General features: G+C 37.5%; 18 protein-coding genes. 16 read left to right on the top strand and 2 right to left on the bottom strand.

The features are described 5' to 3' along the window. The first annotated feature begins 122 nt into the window (after window positions 1-122). The 3 genes from IEX94_RS09240 (at window position 123) to IEX94_RS09230 (ending at window position 3,978) form a co-directional block, all read left to right on the top strand. The gene (locus IEX94_RS09240) at window positions 123-1,313 is read left to right on the top strand and encodes a S1C family serine protease (protein WP_156855369.1); all 1,191 of its coding nucleotides are present in this window, start codon (window positions 123-125) and stop codon (window positions 1,311-1,313) included. A 503-nt stretch (window positions 1,314-1,816) separates the two neighbouring features. After that, window positions 1,817-3,532 (top strand): ABC transporter ATP-binding protein, encoded by a 1,716-nt coding sequence (locus tag IEX94_RS09235; protein ID WP_156855370.1) that lies wholly within the window; start codon window positions 1,817-1,819, stop codon window positions 3,530-3,532. 107 nt (window positions 3,533-3,639) lie between these two features. Further along, window positions 3,640-3,978: a DUF3889 domain-containing protein gene (locus IEX94_RS09230; RefSeq protein WP_188856942.1), complete on the top strand. Its 339-nt coding sequence runs from the start codon at window positions 3,640-3,642 to the stop codon at window positions 3,976-3,978. A gap of 46 nt (window positions 3,979-4,024) precedes the next feature. Here the strand turns inward: IEX94_RS09230 and IEX94_RS09225 are convergent, their stop codons facing one another. Then, window positions 4,025-4,564, bottom strand: coding sequence for a GNAT family N-acetyltransferase (locus tag IEX94_RS09225; protein ID WP_188856941.1), 540 nt, complete (start codon window positions 4,562-4,564; stop codon window positions 4,025-4,027). A gap of 360 nt (window positions 4,565-4,924) precedes the next feature. Here IEX94_RS09225 and IEX94_RS09220 point away from each other — a divergent pair, with 360 nt between their 5' ends. Beyond that, window positions 4,925-6,094 (top strand): TraB/GumN family protein, encoded by a 1,170-nt coding sequence (locus tag IEX94_RS09220; RefSeq protein WP_188857022.1) that lies wholly within the window; start codon window positions 4,925-4,927, stop codon window positions 6,092-6,094. Between the two features lie 85 nt (window positions 6,095-6,179). Next, window positions 6,180-7,403: a hemolysin family protein gene (locus tag IEX94_RS09215; RefSeq protein ID WP_188856940.1), complete on the top strand. Its 1,224-nt coding sequence runs from the start codon at window positions 6,180-6,182 to the stop codon at window positions 7,401-7,403. A 155-nt stretch (window positions 7,404-7,558) separates the two neighbouring features. Here the strand turns inward: IEX94_RS09215 and IEX94_RS09210 are convergent, their stop codons facing one another. Further along, window positions 7,559-7,699, bottom strand: a complete 141-nt coding sequence (locus IEX94_RS09210; protein ID WP_232334324.1) for an aspartyl-phosphate phosphatase Spo0E family protein — start codon at window positions 7,697-7,699, stop codon at window positions 7,559-7,561. A 145-nt stretch (window positions 7,700-7,844) separates the two neighbouring features. Here IEX94_RS09210 and mobB point away from each other — a divergent pair, with 145 nt between their 5' ends. From mobB to IEX94_RS09160, 11 genes are all read left to right on the top strand, one after another. Then, window positions 7,845-8,357 carry a molybdopterin-guanine dinucleotide biosynthesis protein B gene (gene mobB, locus IEX94_RS09205; protein WP_188856939.1) on the top strand — a complete coding sequence of 171 codons (513 nt, stop codon included), beginning with the start codon at window positions 7,845-7,847 and terminating at the stop codon, window positions 8,355-8,357. A gap of 15 nt (window positions 8,358-8,372) precedes the next feature. Beyond that, on the top strand, window positions 8,373-8,852 hold the full coding sequence (gene rlmH / locus IEX94_RS09200; protein WP_188856938.1) for a 23S rRNA (pseudouridine(1915)-N(3))-methyltransferase RlmH: 480 nt from the start codon (window positions 8,373-8,375) through the stop codon (window positions 8,850-8,852). A gap of 398 nt (window positions 8,853-9,250) precedes the next feature. Then, on the top strand, window positions 9,251-9,334 hold the full coding sequence (locus tag IEX94_RS20270; RefSeq protein ID WP_373290823.1) for a hypothetical protein: 84 nt from the start codon (window positions 9,251-9,253) through the stop codon (window positions 9,332-9,334). Window positions 9,335-9,567: 233 nt separating this feature from the next. Then, window positions 9,568-9,807 (top strand): TIGR04540 family protein, encoded by a 240-nt coding sequence (locus IEX94_RS09190; RefSeq protein ID WP_188856937.1) that lies wholly within the window; start codon window positions 9,568-9,570, stop codon window positions 9,805-9,807. 40 nt (window positions 9,808-9,847) lie between these two features. Next, complete coding sequence (locus tag IEX94_RS09185; RefSeq protein WP_188856936.1) at window positions 9,848-12,946, top strand: DUF499 family protein; 3,099 nt, start codon at window positions 9,848-9,850, stop codon at window positions 12,944-12,946. Between the two features lie 12 nt (window positions 12,947-12,958). Then, entirely contained in the window at window positions 12,959-13,519 is a 561-nt protein-coding gene (locus IEX94_RS09180; RefSeq protein ID WP_188856935.1) for a DUF3780 domain-containing protein, read from the top strand. A 13-nt stretch (window positions 13,520-13,532) separates the two neighbouring features. Beyond that, window positions 13,533-16,475 (top strand): anti-phage-associated DUF1156 domain-containing protein, encoded by a 2,943-nt coding sequence (locus IEX94_RS09175; RefSeq protein ID WP_188856934.1) that lies wholly within the window; start codon window positions 13,533-13,535, stop codon window positions 16,473-16,475. A gap of 18 nt (window positions 16,476-16,493) precedes the next feature. Beyond that, a complete protein-coding gene (locus IEX94_RS09170; RefSeq protein WP_188856933.1) occupies window positions 16,494-19,193 on the top strand; it encodes a phospholipase D-like domain-containing anti-phage protein in 2,700 nt (899 codons plus the stop codon). A 146-nt stretch (window positions 19,194-19,339) separates the two neighbouring features. After that, window positions 19,340-19,498, top strand: a complete 159-nt coding sequence (locus tag IEX94_RS19750; RefSeq protein ID WP_229782653.1) for a hypothetical protein — start codon at window positions 19,340-19,342, stop codon at window positions 19,496-19,498. A gap of 68 nt (window positions 19,499-19,566) precedes the next feature. Next, on the top strand, window positions 19,567-19,938 hold the full coding sequence (locus IEX94_RS19745) for a hypothetical protein (RefSeq protein ID WP_229782652.1): 372 nt from the start codon (window positions 19,567-19,569) through the stop codon (window positions 19,936-19,938). A 63-nt stretch (window positions 19,939-20,001) separates the two neighbouring features. Continuing rightward, window positions 20,002-21,284: DUF5677 domain-containing protein (locus IEX94_RS09160; protein WP_188856932.1), on the top strand; the 1,283-nt coding region annotated here is incomplete at its 3' end.

Genomic DNA, 21,284 nt, shown 5'->3' with positions numbered 1-21,284 from the left:
AGCACTTGTCCCACTGGGACAAATGCTCTGACCCCAAATGTCCCAGTCTAAAAGGCGTTATGAAGAAGCGATTTTTGGTAATACTACATGTAAGTAAAGAGAGATATAGAGGAGGTTAGGGCATGGGTTATTATAAATCGAGGGAGCGCAGGAAATTATACTGGCTCACTCCCCTGCTTTTAGGTGTCATTATCGGTATTTTAATTGTCTCAGTCGCGCTTCCCGAACTAATGAAAGCAAATCTGATTCCCCAAACAACAACAGACCGAATGACAGAAACAATTCATGACGGGCTAGATGGACAGCCGCAAAATACATCTGTAAGCGTCGACGTCTCCACCCAAATAACGGAGGTCGTGGATCGGGTTACCCCGGCCGTTGTCGGTGTAACAAATATTCAAAAGGAGAATCATTATTGGCTGGAGGAAGGTTCCGTTGAAGCTGGAACTGGTTCAGGAGTTATTTATAAAATAGAAGATGGAAATGCGTATATTGTAACGAATCACCATGTCGTGGAAGGAGCCGATCAGATTGAGATCGTCCTCTATGATGATACCCATCTCGATGCGGAAGTCGTTGGCAGTGATTTATTCAGTGATCTAGCAGTAATTCGGATGCCAAGTGATAACGTTCAGGAGGCAATTGAAATTGGCGTATCCGGCAATGTAAAGGTTGGTGAGCCGGCAATCGCCATTGGCAACCCTCTTGGGCTTATGTTTTCCAGCACGGTTACGCAAGGTGTAATTAGCGGTACAGAGCGAACAATCCCCCAAGACTTTGACATGGACGGGCGCCCTGACTGGCAAGCAGAGGTTATCCAAACAGATGCCGCGATTAACCCGGGAAATAGTGGAGGCGCACTTATCAACATTTACGGCCAGCTCATTGGCATTAATTCGATGAAGATAAATGAAGCAGCTGTAGAAGGACTTGGATTTGCAATTCCGATTGACCATGCCTTGCCAATCATGCAAGAGCTTGAAACAACGGGAGTAGTCGAGCGCCCCTTCCTTGGAGTTGAAGTTTATTCGTTAGATGAAATCCCCCATCAAGAATGGGAAAATACATTATCATTGCCAAGTGATGTAACCGGGGGTGTATATATTTGGAGTGTCCAGCCACTGTCCCCTGCCGATCAAAGCGGACTCGAGCGGCTCGATGTTATCGTTGAACTAAACGGCGAACCAATTACGAATGTCATTGATCTAAGAAAAATCCTCTTCCAAGAAAAAGAAATCGGCGACACCCTAACCATCACCTATTACCGCGGCGGCCAGCTACACGAAACCGAAGCAACCCTCACCGCTCAGTAGTGGGACATGGGGTCAGAGCATTTGTCCCAGAAAAAAGAGGTGCAGTAATCCAAATTACTGCACCTTATCCACTGAACTTTCTGTCAAACACACCCCATTATCCACAGAAAAAGCGAACTTATTAACATTCCGTGGATAAAATTCCACACGGAATCTATATATAGTAGTGAAAACTTGCTGCGTAACAAAATAAGTAGGAACACTTGTGCATATGTGGATAACTTTGGGGATAATCACATAGTTTCAACAAGAAAAACTGCTTATCCACGATTTATCCACGGGAAAACTTTCCCCAACGTGAATAACACGCAACAACTTTTCACTTATTCACAACCAATAATCTTCTTTCTTGAATCTCCCCCTAACAAAGCATATAATTTCAAGTAGACTTTTTAACAAAGGCGCTTGCGCCGGACGTGGCTAGCCCGCGATACAAAAGTTATCACAGCATTTTTACTTTATAGTTTCTTATACAATAAAAAAGGATAAGGAAGTGCATCACGTTGATACGACGTTTTTTCTCTTATTATAAGCCACATAAACGGCTATTTATTGTCGACTTCTCGGCAGCGATGATCGTGGCTATTCTCGAGCTTGCTTTTCCACTCGCCGTCCAGTGGTTTATCGATGACCTCTTGATGGGTGACGACTGGAATATCATACTAACAGTTGGTGCGTTGCTTTTGGTTGTGTACATCATCAGCACCCTGCTTCAATATGTTGTAACTTACTTCGGCCATAAGCTAGGAGTAAATATCGAAACGGATATGCGGAATGAATTATTCCATCATGTACAGAAGCAGTCTTTCCGCTTTTTCGATAATACGAAGACCGGCCATATGATTAGCCGGATTACGACAGATCTCTTTGATCTCGGAGAACTCGCCCACCATGGACCAGAGGACTTTTTCATTTCAATCATGACATTTCTCGGTGCATTCTTTATTATGTTCACGATTAATCCAATGCTCGCACTTATTGTGTTAATTACCATTCCAATCCTCATATTCCTCATTTCATACGGGAATATTCGCATGAATCGTTCGTGGAAAAAGATGTATGAGGATATTGCGGATGTGAATGCACGTGTGGAAGATGCTGTTTCCGGTGTGCGTGTCGTTCAAGCGTTCACGAATGAACAGTTTGAAATGAACCGGTTCAATGAAAATAATAAAAAATTCCGCCGTGCTAAACTTGGAGCGTACCGCGTGATGGCGACGGTTCACTCGAACATCTATCTGCTCATGCGGCTCATGACGCTGCTTGTGCTTGTATTTGGCGCTTGGCTCACTTTCAATAACCTCTTAACGTACGGGGAACTAGTCAGTTTTATTCTTTTAACGAACGTACTCACGACCCCGATCAATAAAATAACTGCCCTTCTTGAGCTGTATCCGAAAGGCATGGCTGGTTTTAAACGATTCACTGAAATGCTTGATGTGGACCCGGATGTGAAGAACAGACCAGACGCAGTAGAAGTCGATAAACTTCAAGGTAACATTGAATTTAAAAATGTGACATTTGGTTATGAGGAAAATAAGCCAGCTGTACTCGATAATTTAAATTTAAACGTACACGCAGGAGAAACTGTGGCTTTCGTAGGTCCGTCCGGTGCCGGAAAAACGACGATATCTTCCTTGATTCCGCGTTTCTACGATGTGGATGACGGCAGTATTTTTATAGATGGTATTGATATTCGCGATATGACGAAAGAGTCTCTCCGTAAGAATATCGGTGTCGTTCAGCAAGATGTTTTCCTATTTACAGGGACACTGAAGGAAAATATCGCTTATGGTAATCTTGATGCGAGCGATGAGGAAATTTATGAAGCAGCCCGCCGTGCTCATATGGAAGAATTCATTGCAGAACTTCCAAACGGTTATGAAACACAAATCGGTGAGCGTGGACTCAAGCTTTCTGGTGGACAGAAGCAGCGGATTGCGATTGCTCGTATGTTCCTCAAAAATCCGCCTATCCTTATTCTCGATGAAGCGACATCTGCGCTCGACACAGAGACCGAGCGGATTATTCAAGAATCTCTGAATGAGTTAGCGGAAAATCGGACAACACTTGTTATCGCCCACCGTCTTGCAACGATTAAAAATGCAGACCGTATCATGGTTGTTACGAAAAATGGAATTGAAGAACAAGGAACCCATGACGAATTAATTGCACAAAATGGTATTTTTGCAAGGCTCCATAACGTCCAAATGAATTAAGAAAAAGCATATCCACCCTCTTTAAATAGAGATGGATATGCTTTTTCTATTTTTTCCTCATAAATTGCCTCTAAAAAACACAACCTATATAAAAAGGAGCTGATGATATGTGGAAATTACTACTCACCATTCCCCTCATGCTTTTCTCAATTGGTATCGTGACAAATCCAGCGCCAAGCGAACCTATTACGGCAGAAGAAGCCCCAGCCCCTTCTTATGCCAAATGGGGCCAAGTTGCCATGAAGAAAACGAAGGAAAAATATCCGGATGCTAAAATCATCGATTACTTGCATATCGGCGCGATTACAAGAAATGGCGAGACAACGGAGAAATTTAAACTTTGGCTCCGCGGGAAAGATCGGGAATTCGGTGTCTATATCGACATCCGCTATACGAAAAAAACAGAGGAAGTCATCGACATCAAATTTCAAGAAACAGACCGGTAACCTGTTCGACAACAATCGACAAAACTCTGGGACGGGTTAGACCTCCTTATTCCCATTCCGATCGTAGCATGCCGTAGACAACATGGTGGACAAAATGATCATATAGCCACTCAGCCTCACGAATTGTTCCTTCTTCCCTAAACCCGAGCCGTTCCGGAATCGCCCGGCTCCTCCGATTCTCGACAGCTGCACGAATCTCCATCCGATTCAAATCAAGCTCATAAAAACCGTAGTGCATCAACCCGCTCACCGCCCGGCTCATAATTCCACGCCCTACCATATCTGTAGCGAGCCAGTAGCCAATATGACCGACCCGGTTTGACCAGTCAACCAAATTAAATCCGATCATCCCGCAAAGCTTTCCCTTATAAATAATTCCACAGTTCAATGCCCGTTTTGCATTGTATGCGTCAAGCGTATGCTGAATAAATTTTAAACTATCTCGCCTTGTCTGTGTCCCGTCGACCCATGGTAACCACTCCCGGAGCTCCGTACGTGATTTCTCCGTCAGATTAAACAACTCAGCCGCATCTGATTCCTGAATATGTCTTAATGTAATTTCTTCATCCAACGCTAATTCAAGCATCTTACTCCCCCTCTTTATACCGATACCCTTTACCAAGCTATCTGTTTAATTTCAATCATACAAATTTCCTTCTTAAAAAGAAAGACCTAATTTAAAAAAGAACCGTCTAAAAAAGCACATTTTATTTCAATTTCAAGCAACGCTAGTTTATTATAGAAGTAATAAACATTTTTTCACGGTGCCATTGTCCGAAAAATCTTTCGTTATGATATAGGGAAAGAAATCAAATCTATTTTAGCGAAAGAAACGGCCACTAACACCCTGATTCACTCCATTAACATTCAGGGGAAAAAGCAATGAATTCCACTGAATGAGTTTCGTTTTATAATCATGCCCAGGATTAATTAAAGGAAGGAATCTATACTTGTGGATAATATAACGCGATTAGAAATAAACGGAAAAGAAATCATCCTAATCGGAACGGCCCATGTTTCCAAACAGAGTGCCGAACAGGTAAAAGATGTTATTGAACAAGAAAAACCCGACGCCGTCTGTATTGAACTGGACGAACAGCGCTATCAATCGATATCCGATGGGAACAAATGGCAGGAAACGGATATTTTTAAAGTCATTAAGCAAAAGAAGGCATCCCTACTGCTTATGAACCTAGCCATTTCCTCTTTCCAAAAACGGATGGCAAAACAGTTTGGCATCAATGCAGGTCAGGAAATGATTCAAGGAATTGAATCAGCTAAAGATGTCGGAGCGGAATTGGTCCTCGCCGATCGAAATATTCAAGTCACCTTTTCACGAATCTGGGGAAATATCGGCTTCAAAGGAAAAGCAACTCTGCTTAGCCAAATCATTTTTAGCATCTTCAGTAATGAAACAATTACCGAAGAAGAACTGGAGAAGATGAAGCAGCAGGATACGATCAATGCGATGCTCCAAGAGATTACCGAGAGCTTCCCGAAACTTAAAAAACCATTGATCGATGAACGCGACCAATACTTGGCACAGAAGATTAAAGAAGCACCAGGTGACAAGGTCGTTGCTGTGCTAGGAGCGGCACATGTCCCTGGAATTACAAAAGAAATACATAAAGATCAAGATCTGAAGGCGTTGACGAAGCGGCCGCCGAAATCAAAGGCTCCAAAAATCATCGGCTGGACTATCCCAATTGTCATTGTCGCCCTCGTCGTGTTGACCTTTTTCCAAAACCCAGATGCCGGTATGCAGCAAGTCTGGAGCTGGCTGCTCTGGAATGGGTCGCTTGCAGGTATTGGGACGATCATTGCGCTTGGACATCCACTTGCCGTACTCACAGCCATTGTTGCAGCACCATTTACATCATTAAATCCGCTTCTTGCGGCTGGTTGGTTTGCCGGATTAGTCCAAGCATGGATGAAAAAGCCGATCGTCCGTGATTTTGAAACGTTAGCGGATGACGTGACTAGTGTTAAAGGATTTTGGGATAATAAAGTAACCCGCGTCCTGCTCGTCATCGTATTAGCGAACCTTGGCAGTGCCTTAGGTACATTTGTTGCCGGAGCGGATGTCATTCGCCTATTCATTCAAAATTTATTTTAATCGAAAAGAAAGCACATTCCTTCGGGACCGTGTTTTCTTTTCTTTACCTAGACGTGATTTAAGTATCTTGAAGGAGGAAAAATAAGTGATCATTGCGATCATCGTTCTACTATTCGTTCTGTCAATTTTCTTCTCTGTGAGTGAGACAGCGCTTGCCTCGTTAAATCAGGTAAAATTACAGACCCAGGCAAAAAATGAGGACCGAAAAGCACAGAAGCTCCTGCGAATTATTGAAAATCCTGGTGAACTGTATATCGTGAACGTGATCGGCAATAATATTGTCGATCTTTCCATCATTGCCCTTGTTGTTTACTGGACACTGGATACGAACATGAACACCATTCTTGCTGTAACGCTTGTTATTTTGGCGATTATTATTTTTGCTGAAATCATTCCAAAAACAATAGCACGAGCGATCCCGCAAGAAATTTCATCTGCAGTATCCCCAATTATTCAAGGCATTATTAAAATACTAAAACCAATCATCTGGTTACTTGAGAAAATTTCGCAACTTATCGCAAACCGTTTTCATAAAGAGGGAGAAGAGGAAGTCTCTATGTCAAAAGATGAGCTCCGGACACTAGTGGATCTCGCTGGACTGGAAGGGACATTCCGAGCGGATGAATCATACCGGATTAAAGGTGTACTTGACTTTTACAATTTAAATGTCCGTGACGTTATGAAAACCCCCCGTGTGGATATTGTCGCCTTGCCGATCTCATCCACCTATGAAGAAGTGCGCGATTTTGCAATTGATAACCGGTTTACCCGTTTTCCCGTATATGAAGAAGATATCGATAATATTGTCGGAATCATGCATACGAAATACTTACTCTCTTGGTCCGTGAACCCGAGCCGAAAATTGGAGGAATTTATTGATTCTGACCCACTAATCGTCTATGAATTTCAGCCGATTGAGGAGATTTTCCGAATGATGACAAAAGAGCGCAGACATTTAGCCATCGTACTGGACGAATATGGCGGAACAGAGGGCATCATTACCCACGAGGATATTATTGAGGGAATGATTGGACTTGAGATTCATGATGAGATGGATGAGGAAAGTGAAGCATTGATTGAAAAGCTCACACCGACGAAAGTAATCTGTGACGGGAAAGTCACGTTACACCGCTTAAATACGATATTCCAGACTGAAATCCCAGAGGAAGAAGATGTCCTTGCCGCCTACTTACTAAGTGAGTTCAAAGACTTTCCAAAGGCCGGCGATACACTCGAACGCGATAATCTTACCTTTAAAATTCTCAACGTAGAAGATCGTACCATTCGGAAAGTGCAGATTGTAAAATAGTAATAAAATACCTGTCAATTTTCCAAATGTGTCAAATGGGATTGAAAAATAGGTAGGAAAAAACCGAACAAATCAAGATGTTTGTTCGGTTTTCAGTTTCTATGTAGGTCGATTCTCAAGTCTGTTACATGATTCCTACAACGAAGTTATTTTTCTTATTTTCTCTTTTGATTGAGTGTCGCTAATTGATTAAGCAATTGGTCAAGTTCCTGTGATATATTTATTAGTTTTTCATAAGTGGCATCATTCGTATAGGCCTCGTACATTTTCAATCGCTTATTCTCAATCTGGACCACCAATCTATCTTTCAGGTCCGTGATAAACGCATCACTCCTTTAAAGTGATATTATGTATATTAACCGTTTTTAATAAAAGTAAACAAAATACTTCTTTAAATAAAGGGAAAATAGCTCTACAGCGGGAATCAGGAGGGAAAACAGTATGAAAATCATCCAAATTACCGGATACAAAAATAGCGGTAAAACAACCCTTTCGACCAAAATAATTGAAACGTTCACAGAAACAGGCCTAAAAGTGGGTTCCCTTAAGCATCATGGACATGGTGGCATCCCCCTTGGATTTAGTAATACCGATAGTGAAAAACATCGCAGGGCCGGAGCGGCTATCGCAGGAGTCGAAGGAGAAGGAGTTTTTCAATTTTCAGCTCCTGATTTATCGCTGGAGCAGATGATTGATTTCTATTGCTTTATGAAAATAGATGTACTTGTCGTGGAAGGATTTAAAGATCAGTCACTTCCTAAGCTTGTGCTTTTGTCTCGGAAAAGGGATCAGTTACTTCTTGATAGAGTGAAGAATATAAAAGCAGTTGTGTCTCCTTTTACTTTAGAGGAAGCGGCTGCGTACCCTACCTTTAAACGTGATGAAACGGATGCGTTACTATCTTGGCTGAAACAGGATATGATAGATAATAAGAGCGACTACGCGTGGAAATAGAGAGGAAGAACGAAGATGAAAATAACAATCATTTCTGTCGGTAAATTAAAGGAAAAATACCTCAAGCAAGGCACTCAGGAATATCTGAAGCGCCTATCGAGCTATGCCGACGTTTCCATTGTCGAATTGGCTGATGAGAAAGCACCGGAAACGATGAGTGAAGCGGAGATGGACATGGTGAAACGTAAGGAAGGCGAACGAATCCTTGGCGCTATTAAACCTGATACGTATGTCATCACGCTTGAGATTGAAGGAAAGATGCTGACATCGGAAGGTCTTGCCGCGAAAATGGATGAGCTTGCGACGTATGGTAAGAGTAAGATTGCTTTTGTGATTGGTGGGTCGCTTGGGATTAGTGATGAAGTACGAAAGCGGAGTGATTTTGCGCTGTCCTTTTCGAAGCTGACGTTTCCTCATCAGTTGATGCGGTTGGTTTTGTTGGAGCAGGTGTATCGGGGGTTTAGGATTGTTAGGGGGGAACCTTATCATAAATAGGTAAGATTTGGTTTAAAATATAAACCCTTTAAGATTAAAGTAAGTCCTCCTTCTCCAGCATTTTGTTAACAGTTTTTAGTTTCTCTTTCATTGATAAAATCATGAATTCTCCTTCTTTCAACACTATCACTCCTTTACTTTTGTATGTCTTTTTCAATATTTCTATATAGTAGATTCCTAGACAAGAAATATAACTGTTTTTCAATTTATAGTTATAGGGGGTAACATAGGTGCTTATAATAAGAGGTTCATAAAAACAAGGTACTGGCAAATTGTCAGTGACTATTAATAGGAGGAGAATGAAATATGATTGAGGAGAAAAGAATGAAAAGAATCAATAAGGCTTTGGAGGTCTGTTACATGAATATCGATTGCAGAACAACCTTACATTACAAGACATGTCTGATATAGTCGGATACTCACCTTCTTACATTTTTCGAATAGAAAAATATCGGAGGTTTCTGAAATGGATACAAGGCTAAGGATGTTACTGGCAATGTGGTCAACAGAGGGTATTAATATTTATTTAGGGAATATTGCAAAAAAGGGAAAAACGCTAAGTAATAGAACATATTAAAGGCTACTGTACTAAGACTCAAAGGTTATCGGTAGCCTTTTTTATTGGACAATAAAGCTAATTACGATTGTTATTTACGGTGAGTAAGAGTAAAATAAAAGTAGAGTAAAAGCATAGTCTGTAAAGGGGGGCAAATCTTTGGAAGTAAAGTTGTTTTATAGAACGCAAAGACACTTAGCTTCTGCGGTAAATCAAATAGTCGATAGTCATTGGAATGATGAAATTTCTGAACAACAAATGATTGAATACATTAAAGCGTTACATGAAAACAACCCAAATAAGTTTGTAAAAGGGGATAGGTTTACAACAATTATTCAACAGCAATGTGGTAAAAGAAGACTGGAAATAGTAAGAAGGATATTGAATATTGATTATTGATTACTTTTTGCGTTGATAACTATCAAATAGGAGGCAAATTATGAAAAGTCTTTTTGAAGCATGTAAACCGAGAGAAAGTGTATTTGAGGAAACAAATAGAGATGACACATTGGATTTAGCAAACTTAATTGATAATTCAATAGATGCGGAGGAATTCTTTAAAGAAACATACATAACAGATGGCATGCAGTACTTATTTGAAACTGCATTTAAAAGATTTGAGGGAAAGTCACAAAGTGGTCTTATTAAGTTAACACAAGCAATGGGTGGCGGTAAGACGCATAATTTGGTTGCTCTTGGCCTATTGGCAAAAAACCCTTCTCTGAGAAATGAGATCTTAGGTGATTCATTTAGTTTTGAACAGGAAATAAGAGTGGTTTCTTATACAGGACGTGAAAGTGATATTCCATATGGTATTTGGGGAGAGATAGCGAGACAACTGGGAAAAGAAGAGTTATTTAAGGATTATTATGCACCATTAAAGGCTCCTGGGCAATCAGCATGGATAAACTTGCTAAAAGATCAACCCACTTTGATTTTACTTGATGAATTACCGACTTATTTGCAATATGTAAGGGCAATACCGTCTGGAACAGGAACTCTTGCGGATATTACAACTAATGCATTATCAAATCTCTTTAATGCTCTTGGAAAAGCAGAATTATCAAATGTTTGTTTGGTAGTCTCCGATCTCCAAGCAACGTATGAAACAGGTTCGGCACTAATACAAAAGTCCTTTAAAGAATTGGAAAATGAAATTGGTCGCAGTTCCATCAACATTGAGCCTGTTGGAACTACCTCCGATGATTTGTACCATATTCTAAGGAAACGATTGTTTGAAACAACTGCAACGGAAGAAGAAAAGCATGAAATCGCAATGGGATATAAAGAAGCAGTCAAAGAAGCCAAACAAATGAACTATACAAATCAGTCACCTGACCAGCTCTATACAGGAATTATGGATGCTTACCCATTCCACCCTTCTTTAAAGGATTTATTTGCTAGGTTTAGGGAAAATCCTGGATTTCAACAAACTAGAGGATTCATTAGACTTACGAGAATCATGGTTAAAAATTTATATAAGGGTGATAATCCAAAGGCAAAATCCAATTACTTACTGAATGCGTTTGATATGGACTTAAATAATTCAGAAATGTTTTCAATGGTTAGGAGTATTAAACCAAGGTTATCAAATGCGATTTCCCATGATATAGCCCAACAGGGCAAGGCGGCGGCTGAGGAGATTGATTCAGTAACAGGTAGTCAGGATATGCAAGACTTAAGTAAATTACTTTTAGTTTCTTCATTAGGTGATGTTACTGGTGCAATAGTCGGCTTATCACTACAAGAAGCAGTCGGGGTAATGGCTAAACCAGGAAGAAACATTACTGATATTAAAGGTGCTTTAGAACAGTTTAAGGTGAAAGCATGGTACTTATATACCGATCGAGATAATCGTTTATTTTTTAAAGATGTAAAAAACGTAAATGCTGAACTACTTTCCTTAGTTGACACATATTCAGACGAAATTGCAAAGCAAGAGATCAAAAAAGTGTTAGGAGAGAAGTTTGTACCTAAACTAAAAGATTGTTATCAGGAAGTAGAAGTCTTTCCTGCTATTGACGAAATTGAAATTAAACAAGATAAAATTACATTAATTTTGTTTGAACCTAACCCAAACGGAGTTGGATTGCAAAAAGATTTAACCGAGTTTTATGACAATGTTAAATATAAAAACAGGGTCATGTTTTTAACTGGCCAAAGGAATTCAATGGAAAATTTATTAGAAGTTTCAAAACAGTTAAAAGCAATTCAATCTATAATAAATAGAATGGAAAATGAAGACAAAATTCCAGAGAGTGATGCACAATACCAACAAGCACAGTTTATTTTACATAAAGTTGGACTGAATCTATTACAAACATCAAGAGAAACATTCATTACTCTTTACTATCCAACAGAGGATGGTTTTGAATCTAATGATTTCAAAATGGAATTTAAGAACAATAACTTTGATGCTGAAGAACAAATACGAAACGTGCTTATCGAGGTAATGAAATTTGATAAGGATACTTCAAGTGAAACATTTAGAAGGAAATTTGAAGCACGTATATTTACTTCTCGGCAAATGAGATGGATAGATTTAAAAGAACGTGCAGCAACCACAACATCTTGGTCATGGCACCATCCACAAGCATTGGAAGATCTAAAAAATGAATGTTTGAAAAAAGGAATTTGGATTGAAGAGGGTGGCTATCTCGATAAAGAGCCTCCTGCACCTGAGACATCAGTAAATGTGCGTGAAATAGACAGGGATGAAGACACTGGAGAAGTAACATTAAAAATCACTAAGCAAAATGGGGATAAAGTTTATTATGAAATAAATGGTGATGCAACCCCAGGTTCATTAGAGGTGAAGGATTTTAACGCATTTAAGACTACAGAATTGGCATTAACATTTTTATGTGTTGATTCGTCAGGGAAACATGCTACAGGAGCGATAACACATTGGAAAAATAATGTTCAATTACAATACGACACATTTGATAAAAATGGGAGTAATTACATTGAGCTAAAAGCATCCTCACCTAAAGTAACCATTAAATATACTACTGATGGTTCAAACCCGAAGAATAGCGGTGGAGTATACAATGACGTTATTGAAGTGCCAAAAGGGACAAAGTTTTTACAAGCAATAGCAGTACACGAAGATTTAGGTATATTTTCGGAACCACTCTCAATTCCAATAACAGAGACAAAAATTGAAATCGATAAAGAAAAACAACTAACATTAAATAAGACTTTAAACGCATCAACAACAGCCGAGGTATATAAACAGTTGGAGCTACTAAACAAACATAGGGCAAAAGTGTCAGGAGTTAGTTTGCAAGTATTTGAGAAGACGGATTCAATGCAACAAAGTTGGTTAGAACTTTCATTTGATAATTATGCTCTCCATGAAACTAATTCATTTGTGAAGCAATTAGATGAATTGAGAAATGTATTCTTTACTGATAAAAACGTTGAAGTTTCTATGGATATAGAAAAGTGTATCTTTGAGAGAGGTCAAAATTTTGAGGATTGGGTTGCTGAAAACAAAGGCAGTTTGGAGTCATACAGAAATAGTATAAGCCAATAAGGAGGCAGTTTAATGACGAAAAAAAGGGCGTTAGGTTTTGGCTATTTACCTCAAGAATCTAAACATCATTTTTTACTTGTAACGCCTAGAAGCCCCAATGAGGATGTTGCGGTTTATGAACGATTTGATTGGGATGAATCTGAAAATCAAGAAACAGGGATTGTTGAAGACAACCTGAGAGTAACATTGGACCGACATAAATGGAATTCAATAAAAGATTTTTTAACAACCTCTTTTAATAACAGGTTGAAAGAGAATGATGTTACAGTAGGAAGGTTTAAAATTGGTCATGTTCCAATTGAGAGGTTATTAGGTAAAGAAATGGTTTTGTTAATGTGGGCAATTGAGGACTCTGATCCCCAACTAATATCTACTGCAATAAAAAATTGGTCAGGATTAAGTAGAGAAGAGCGATGGTGGCTCTTTACTATGGCAAATGCAATTACAGGTCATGCTGATGATAAAAGAGGTTGGAGGAAGGCGATTAGATTTGCTTTAACAGAAAACCCAATTGATGATGAAGATAAAAGTCAGGTAAATATGTTTGAGATGTTTTATAAAAATGTAAAATAGGGGGAGAAATCCTTTGTTGGATTATAGTAAGTCATTTATAGAAACACAATTTCCTGTATCTAAGGTATCGAAGGAAAGTTATAAAGAAAGAAAGGCAGTTCAAGGACAAACTTTAACAGGACTTGGAAAGTGGTGGGGTCGAAAGCCTCTTATTCTTGTTAGAGCTACCATACTAGGATTGTTACTCCCAATTTCCGAAAATCCAAATAAGGATAGGGATATATTCTTGAAATTACTAACAATGGATAATGAAGGATTATTAATGAGAAAGTCAAAGAATATACCTACAAAGCAAGTGTTTCAACTGCTAACTAATAATGAAAAGGAAAAGTATTTTTCAACGAACTCTACTGTAGATAAGCCAACTTACAGAAAAGAGATAAAGAAGACAGAAAAGGATCATTTGCAACAATTAGTTTTCAATAGATTATCTTATGATGATAAGCTTAAATACAGTGACAGACCAGAACACATAAAAAATTTACCAGAAAGTGCATGGCAAGAAATCAATGACCATTTAGAAACAACAGCTTCGAATCTTCAAGAACTTACAAGACAACTTGGTGAAAAAAGATATGGTCATGTACCAAGAATTGGCGACTGCTTCGCTGGTGGTGGAAGCATACCCTTTGAAGCAGGTCGAATGGGTGCTGATATTTATGCATCTGACTTGAATCCAGTGGCTTCTTTGTTAACTTGGGCCTCATTAAATATTGCTGGTGCGAATCATGAGGAAATTGCTAAATTACAAGAATTTCAACATAAAGTTTATGAGGAAACAAACAATATTATTTTATCTTGGGGTATAGAAGAGAACGAACAGGGTTGGAGAGGTAATGCATATCTATATTGTAATGAGACAACTTGCCCTGAGTGTAGGTATAAAATACCGTTACTTCCTACACTAATTATTGGAAGGGGACCAACCAATACTATTGCAAGATTAGAAAAGGACTCAATTAATAAGAATTATAAAATTAAAATTATAGAGAATGTGTCCAACGAGGAGTTAAAACAAGCTGAAAAAAATGTAACTATTAATGATTACTCGTTGAAGTGCCCGAATTGCATGAACTCTACTCCAATTCCAAGTATAAGGAAAGATAAAGATGATGGGATTTTAAGAGATTACAGGTATAATACACCAAATGAATTAAGAAAATGGGACAATACTGATTTTAAGAATCAGGATACTGATATTTTTACAGAAAGGCTCTATTGTATCAGATATGAGGAAGTAATAACCGATTCAAATGGTAACGAAAAAATAATAAGGCATTTTGTAGAGCCAAACGAAAAAGATATTGAAAATGAGCATAAAGTTGAAGCTTTGCTAAGGGAAAGGTTCAACCAGTGGAGGGAAAAAGGTTATCTTCCTAATTCTTTAATAGAGAAAGGATGGAATACCAATCAATTAACTTATGAAAAGGGTTGGACTAATTGGAGTAATTTGTACAATCCAAGGCAATTATTACTAACTGGCTTATTATTTGAAGTTGCAGATAGATTTGCTGAGAATCGAAAGGAAAAAGTTATTGCATTACTAGGAATAAATAAATGTGCTAATTGGAACTCTAAACTATCAAGATGGGACAAAGGAAAAAGCCCTTCGGTTAAAGATATATTTTATAATCAATCATTTAATACGTTGTTTAACTATGGATGTAGAGGATTAACACTTTACAAGTCAATTTGGTTTTTTAACATTAATAGTTATCCTATAAATTCAAAATCCATAATAAAACCCCTTAATGCTAGCGAAGTAGAATATGAAAGTGATATTTGGATTACTGATCCCCCATATGCGGATGCCGTTCATTATCATGAATTAGCAGAGCTATTTTTAGCATGGGATAAAAACATGATAAGAAACATTTTTCCAGAATGGTATTCAGATTCTAAAAGGGTTTTGGCTGTAAAAGGAACTGGAGAATCATTTAATAAAAGTATGATATATATATACAAGAACCTTTCTAAAAAAATGCCTGACAATGGTACACAAGTTGTCATGTTTACACATCAAGATACAAAAGTTTGGGCTGAATTAGCGATGATCTTATGGTCATCAGGTTTAAGAGTAGTATCTGCATGGAACATTGCCACTGAAACAGAATCAGGAGGATTAAAAGATGGAGGGAATTATGTAAAAGGGACAGTATTGTTAATTCTTAAAAAGCAAACTTCTGAGGATATTGCTTTCCAGGATGAACTTTATAGAAAGATAAAGAAAGAAGTTCAATTTCAAATTGATAGTATGAGAAACCTTGATGATAAGGAAGATCCAAACTTTACAGATGCAGATTATTTATTAGCTGCTTACGCTTCATCATTAAAGGTCCTGACAGCATATAAAGATATTGAAGGTATTGACGTACAATATGAATTATCCAAGTCAAGGAACTCTGATGAAGAAAATCCCATTGAAGCTTTAATTAATAAGGCAGTTAAAATCGCCTATGATTATCTGATCCCAGAGGGAGTGGATAGTCTTGTATGGAGGGATTTACTTCCAGAAGAACGTTTCTTCATTCGAGGACTTGAATTAGAAATGGGTAATATATATCAAGTGAGTGCTTACCAGGAGCTTGCAAGAGGTTTTGGAGTAAAGGATTACAAAGATATGTTTGAAAACTTCAAGGCAAATTCAGTTAGACTGAAAACTGCTACAGAATACCGAACAAGAGGCGTTGATAATGATGTGTTTGGAAGTTCTTTAATGAGACATGTTTTAGTTTCATTATATCAATGTGTTCAAGCAGAATCGACAGTAGAAGGTATTAATTATTTGAAAGCAAAATATGATCAGGATAATGAGTATTGGGATAAACGTTCTGCGATAATGGAAATTCTCGGGTTTATTTCCAGGTTTGAAAATATTTCACACATGAAGCATTGGCAGAATGACGCATACTACGCACGATTATTACAAGGGGCAGTGAGAAATGATGGTATTTAAGGTAGGTGCGGAAAATAAATGATACGAAGGTATTCAACAAGGAGAGAGGCTGTAAATGCCTCTCTTTTGAACAATAAACTAAAGAATGCTAAAAGATACGATAGAATTGCAGGATACTTCAGTTCCTCCATTTTAGAAGTTGCGGGCGAGGCTATTGAACAAATAGAGGGAAAAGTAAGAGTCATATGTAATTCTAGCCTTGACATAAAGGATGTTGAAACTGCCAGGCTTGCTCACTCATCAATAAAAAAAGAATGGTTTGATTTTAAGCCTGAAGAGTTACCTGATTCATCCAGGAGATTTAGAAAACTATATGAATTACTCTCTTGTAGAAAACTTGAAGTACGGGTTGTACCAGATGAAAAGTTTGGTCTAATTCATGGTAAAGCAGGTATTATTACACTGGAAAACGGGAGCCAAACGACCTTTTTAGGGAGTGCAAACGAAACTTATAATGGTTGGAAGCTTAACTACGAATTAATTTGGGAAGATGACTCTAAAGATGCAGTAGAATGGGTACAAGAAGAATTTGATGCACTTTGGAATGATGAAACAGCAGTTCCTTTACCAGAAGTGATTGTTGAGGACATTAAAAGGATTTCAGAACGCAAAGTAATAGATACAGTAGAAAAATGGAAAGAAAACCCTGATCCTGCATCAACCACAGTAGAATCTCCAGTAATCAGAGGAGAATTTGGATTATGGGAGCATCAAAAGTATTTTGTAAATTTAGCTTTTAGGGATCACCAACGAAGTTATGGAGCAAGATATATTCTTGCTGATCAAGTTGGACTTGGTAAAACTATTCAACTTGCGATGTCAGCACAGCTTATGGCTTTGTACGGTGAAAAACCAGTTTTAGTAATTGTTCCTAAGGCACTTTTATGGCAGTGGCAAGATGAATTAAATACATTACTTAACATACCTTCCGCTGTATGGGATGGAAAAGAGTGGATAGATGAAAATGGCTTTAGTTATCCGAATAGAGGAATAGAGGATATCAAGAAGTGTCCAAGGAAGATTGGTATAATATCGCAGGGACTTATTGTTTCTAAATCTCCTATAATCGAAGAGTTGCTATCTAAAGAATACGAGTGCGTAATTGTTGATGAAGCTCATAGAGCAAGAAGAAAAAACTTAGGTGAAAAGAAAGAAAATCAAAGTCCTGAACCGAATAATCTTTACGACTTTTTATTAAGTCTCTCAAAGCGTACAAAAAGCATGTTACTAGCAACTGCAACACCTATTCAGCTTTATCCAATCGAATTATGGGATTTAATGAACATTTTAAGCCAAAAAAATGATAGTGTTCTTGGAAATAAATATTCGTTGTGGCGTAAAAGAGAGCAAATTCCAAGAAGTTTAAAGCTGATAATGGGTGAAGAAAAGATGGAATTCTTCAATCCTGAAAATTGGGAGTGGATACGCAATCCTTTTCCACCATCCCATGAAGATGAAATGAATTTTGGAATGATTAGGAGAAGACTTGGACTAAAAGAGGATCAATTTGTTATAAATACTAATTTACTTGACCTTTCAAAACCAGATCAGAAAAGAATAGGAAATATTTTAGACAAGGACTTCTACCAGAAATTTAATCCATATATTCGGCATGTAGTCAGAAGAGAGAGAAGCTACTTAGAAAACAAAATTAACCCTGAAACTGGCGAGCCTTATTTGCAGAAAATCGAAGTGGAATTACATGGTGAATCTGATGATGATTCTCTTCCGCTAAAAGGCTATCTAAAACAGGCTTATAATTTCGCAGAAGAATTTTGTGATTTATTAGGGAAGAGAAGCAAAAGTAGCGGTTTTCTTAAAACTCTACTGTTGAAGAGAATAGGTAGCTCCGTTGTAGCGGGTTTAAGTACAGGAAGAAAGATGCTTAATGAATGGAATACATCTTATTCGGATTGGGCTGAAGAAGAGGATGGCCAATATATAGAAGAAGGTATTAAAAACCTCACTTTTGATGAAGAAGAACTGCTTGTAAAGTATGTAAAGGCTTTAGAAACTAATGAAAACTCTGATCCGAAGTTTGAAAAGGTAGTAGAAATTTTAACTGATTGGAAATGGCTCGAAAAGGGATGTATCATATTCTCTCAATACTTTGATACAGCTAAATGGGTTGCTCAAAAGCTATCGGAAACATTCCCAGGTGAAAGCGTTGGTTTATACGCAGGAGGAGAAAAATCAGGAGTATTTTTAGACGGTAGTTTTACTAAAAAGGAAAAAGAGGAAATAAAATTATTAGTAAAGCAACGTAAATTAAGACTATTAATTGGTACTGACTCAGCGAGTGAAGGTCTTAATCTACAGACGTTAGGTTCCTTAATAAATCTTGACTTGCCTTGGAATCCAACAAGATTAGAACAAAGAAAAGGGCGTATTCAACGTATTGGACAAGTAAATGATGTTGTTCACATTTATAATCTTAGATATAAAGATTCAGTTGAAGATAGAGTACACAGTCTGCTATCTGAACGGTTTAAAAACATCCATGGAGTGTTTGGACAACTTCCAGATGTCCTAGAAGATGTGTGGGTGGATATTGCATTAAACGATATTGAAAAGGCAAAACAGCGGATTAATGAAGTTCCAGAAAAACACCCTTTTGAAAATAGATATAATAGCTCAGTGGGGAAAGTTGATTGGGAAAGTTGCACTGAAGTACTTAATCAGAAAGAAATGAGGAAATACTTTGAGCAGGGATGGTAGAATAAATTAATAGTTTATTCAATCTAAAAAAAGATGGTTCAACGTGCAACCTACTTGGTGAGAAACTATAAATGTGTTCTATTCAGTAGATATTCTTTAATGTGGTTTTCAATACTTTTTAGCTAAGAATACTTGGGGGAATAGCAATGAATAAGGAATTGAAAAAGATTCTCTTAAATGCCAAATCCATCTTTGAAAATGGTGAATTTAGCAGAAAAGTAGAAAAAATCGTGCAGAATATAAAAGGAATACTGAATCAGAAATGGATGTACATTCAGGGTTTGGCCATACATTTTCAAGAGTGAGTTTTATGAGATTTGAAGAGGCCATTAAATGACAAACCAATGATCAAGTTGAAGGCTTTCGGCATTATTTGAGTAAATTGAAGTTTGAAAAAGATATAACACACTACTTTAAAATACGGAGCTTAATCAAGGAATCTGCCCTTAGTAGATATATTAATGGTTCAAGAAAGGTGCCAGCATATATAATATTTAGTATTGCATTGTCAATGAAGCTGAACTTAGTTGAAACGGAGAATCTGCTGAGAAAAGTGGGGAAAACATTTAAAGAGGCAAAGACCGATGCTATTGTTGTTGAGGCAAGTGAACAAGGAATATATGACGCACTTAAGGTTGGTGCAGACTTGCGAATGTTTACAAATGATGAAGAATCGCTGTTTACGGAGAAAGAACAAGATGAGCTTGGTTTTAGTGACGAAGATTGGGATATCGAAGTAATTTAACCATGCAAGGTAAAAGGACTTCAATGTATTTATAGAATAAGAATTAATGGGAGGAGAAAAGGGTTGATAGAACGAAGTAAATTATCGGAGCATAAATTCGAAAAGGGAAAATTAATTGCTCCATTCAATCAGCATTTTCAAGATTTATTAAAGGAGGAATCATGGTATTATGGTCGGATGCCAGAGTATATATGGTTAGGCTTAATAGTAAATAATGGAGATAGGAAAGTTCAAATGGAAAAGTGTCTTAGGATTTTGGACTATCTTCATGAATTGGATGAAGAAAAAGAAATTGATCATCCTAAAATATCATTAATTTTCACTATATCTGATGAGAAGCAAAAAGCCTTTTTTAAGTTATTGGAAGAGTTACAGGTTATAGAATCATTAAAACCGCTCTCGGTAGTTTTTTCGAATCAGTCGGATGAATTCTTAAGAGCTATCAAGGGATATAATATCCCTATACAAGAGCGCGTTAAGATACTAAATAAGATTCTTGAAGATCTTTCTGATCAACATAGCAATCTTACTACTGATGTAAGATTTCTGATTTTGTACAAATTTATTTTGTCAGGTAAATTCTATGTTCAAAGTGACAGTACTTTTACTGAGGCGATGTCTCGTTATGCCTTCACTTCACATGAAGATCCTAAAATGCAGTTATATAGACCGAGTATTCGGTCAACAGAAATGGTAATAAGTACAGGATTTGGTTCAGAGGAATCGACAAACATTGAATTTGTTCAGAATTTCTGGAAGAAGTTAAGTTTGTTAACAGATTGTGAGGCCTTTTATGTGGATACTAAACCTACTGAAAATGAATCAATTGATTTAGAGAAATATAAACAACATGTGTATAATATTTTGAATTACTATACTCAAGTACTTACAGAAACAAGGCCACTAGATAATAGAATGCTCGTTCTTCTGGGGATTGCCACATATTCTTATAAGAGGCTTATCGAATTAGTGGATCATAATTTGGAATATACCATATCTGGTCGAACAATTATGAGGTCTATTATTGAAAATTATATGATGACAAAATACTTGTTATTAGAGGAACAGAACCACGATGATATATGGGGAGAATATCAAGACTATGGTATAGGTCAATACAAATTGATTTACGGACGTTATGCTGATGAAAAACCTTCAATTGAGGGAAGCCACGTTCCATTCAAGTATATTAACGCCCTAGTGTCGGAATTTAAAAATGAAGAATTTATTGATATTGATACTAGTTATTTTGGTTCAGGAAATATTAGAGAAAAATTTAAAAAAGTGAATGAAGAAGAATTGTGGAAATTCTATTATGATTATGATTCTATATTTGAGCATGGACT

It is taken from the genome of Oceanobacillus indicireducens, assembly GCF_014647195.1.
In the GTDB taxonomy this organism is placed as follows: domain Bacteria; phylum Bacillota; class Bacilli; order Bacillales; family Amphibacillaceae; genus Oceanobacillus; species Oceanobacillus indicireducens.
This window is presented reverse-complemented; position numbering and strand designations above follow the sequence as displayed.

What these genes read in the sequence shown, in the direction of transcription:
- IEX94_RS09240 (WP_156855369.1), top strand. Translation starts at nt 123, where the DNA reads ATGGGTTATTATAAATCGAGGGAGCGCAGGAAATTATACTGGCTCACT.
- IEX94_RS09230 (WP_188856942.1), top strand. Translation starts at nt 3,640, where the DNA reads ATGTGGAAATTACTACTCACCATTCCCCTCATGCTTTTCTCAATTGGT.
- IEX94_RS09225 (WP_188856941.1), bottom strand. Translation starts at nt 4,564, where the DNA reads ATGCTTGAATTAGCGTTGGATGAAGAAATTACATTAAGACATATTCAG.
- mobB (WP_188856939.1), top strand. Translation starts at nt 7,845, where the DNA reads ATGAAAATCATCCAAATTACCGGATACAAAAATAGCGGTAAAACAACC.
- rlmH (WP_188856938.1), top strand. Translation starts at nt 8,373, where the DNA reads ATGAAAATAACAATCATTTCTGTCGGTAAATTAAAGGAAAAATACCTC.
- IEX94_RS20270 (WP_373290823.1), top strand. Translation starts at nt 9,251, where the DNA reads ATGTCTGATATAGTCGGATACTCACCTTCTTACATTTTTCGAATAGAA.
- IEX94_RS09185 (WP_188856936.1), top strand. Translation starts at nt 9,848, where the DNA reads ATGAAAAGTCTTTTTGAAGCATGTAAACCGAGAGAAAGTGTATTTGAG.
- IEX94_RS09180 (WP_188856935.1), top strand. Translation starts at nt 12,959, where the DNA reads ATGACGAAAAAAAGGGCGTTAGGTTTTGGCTATTTACCTCAAGAATCT.
- IEX94_RS09170 (WP_188856933.1), top strand. Translation starts at nt 16,494, where the DNA reads ATGATACGAAGGTATTCAACAAGGAGAGAGGCTGTAAATGCCTCTCTT.
- IEX94_RS19750 (WP_229782653.1), top strand. Translation starts at nt 19,340, where the DNA reads ATGAATAAGGAATTGAAAAAGATTCTCTTAAATGCCAAATCCATCTTT.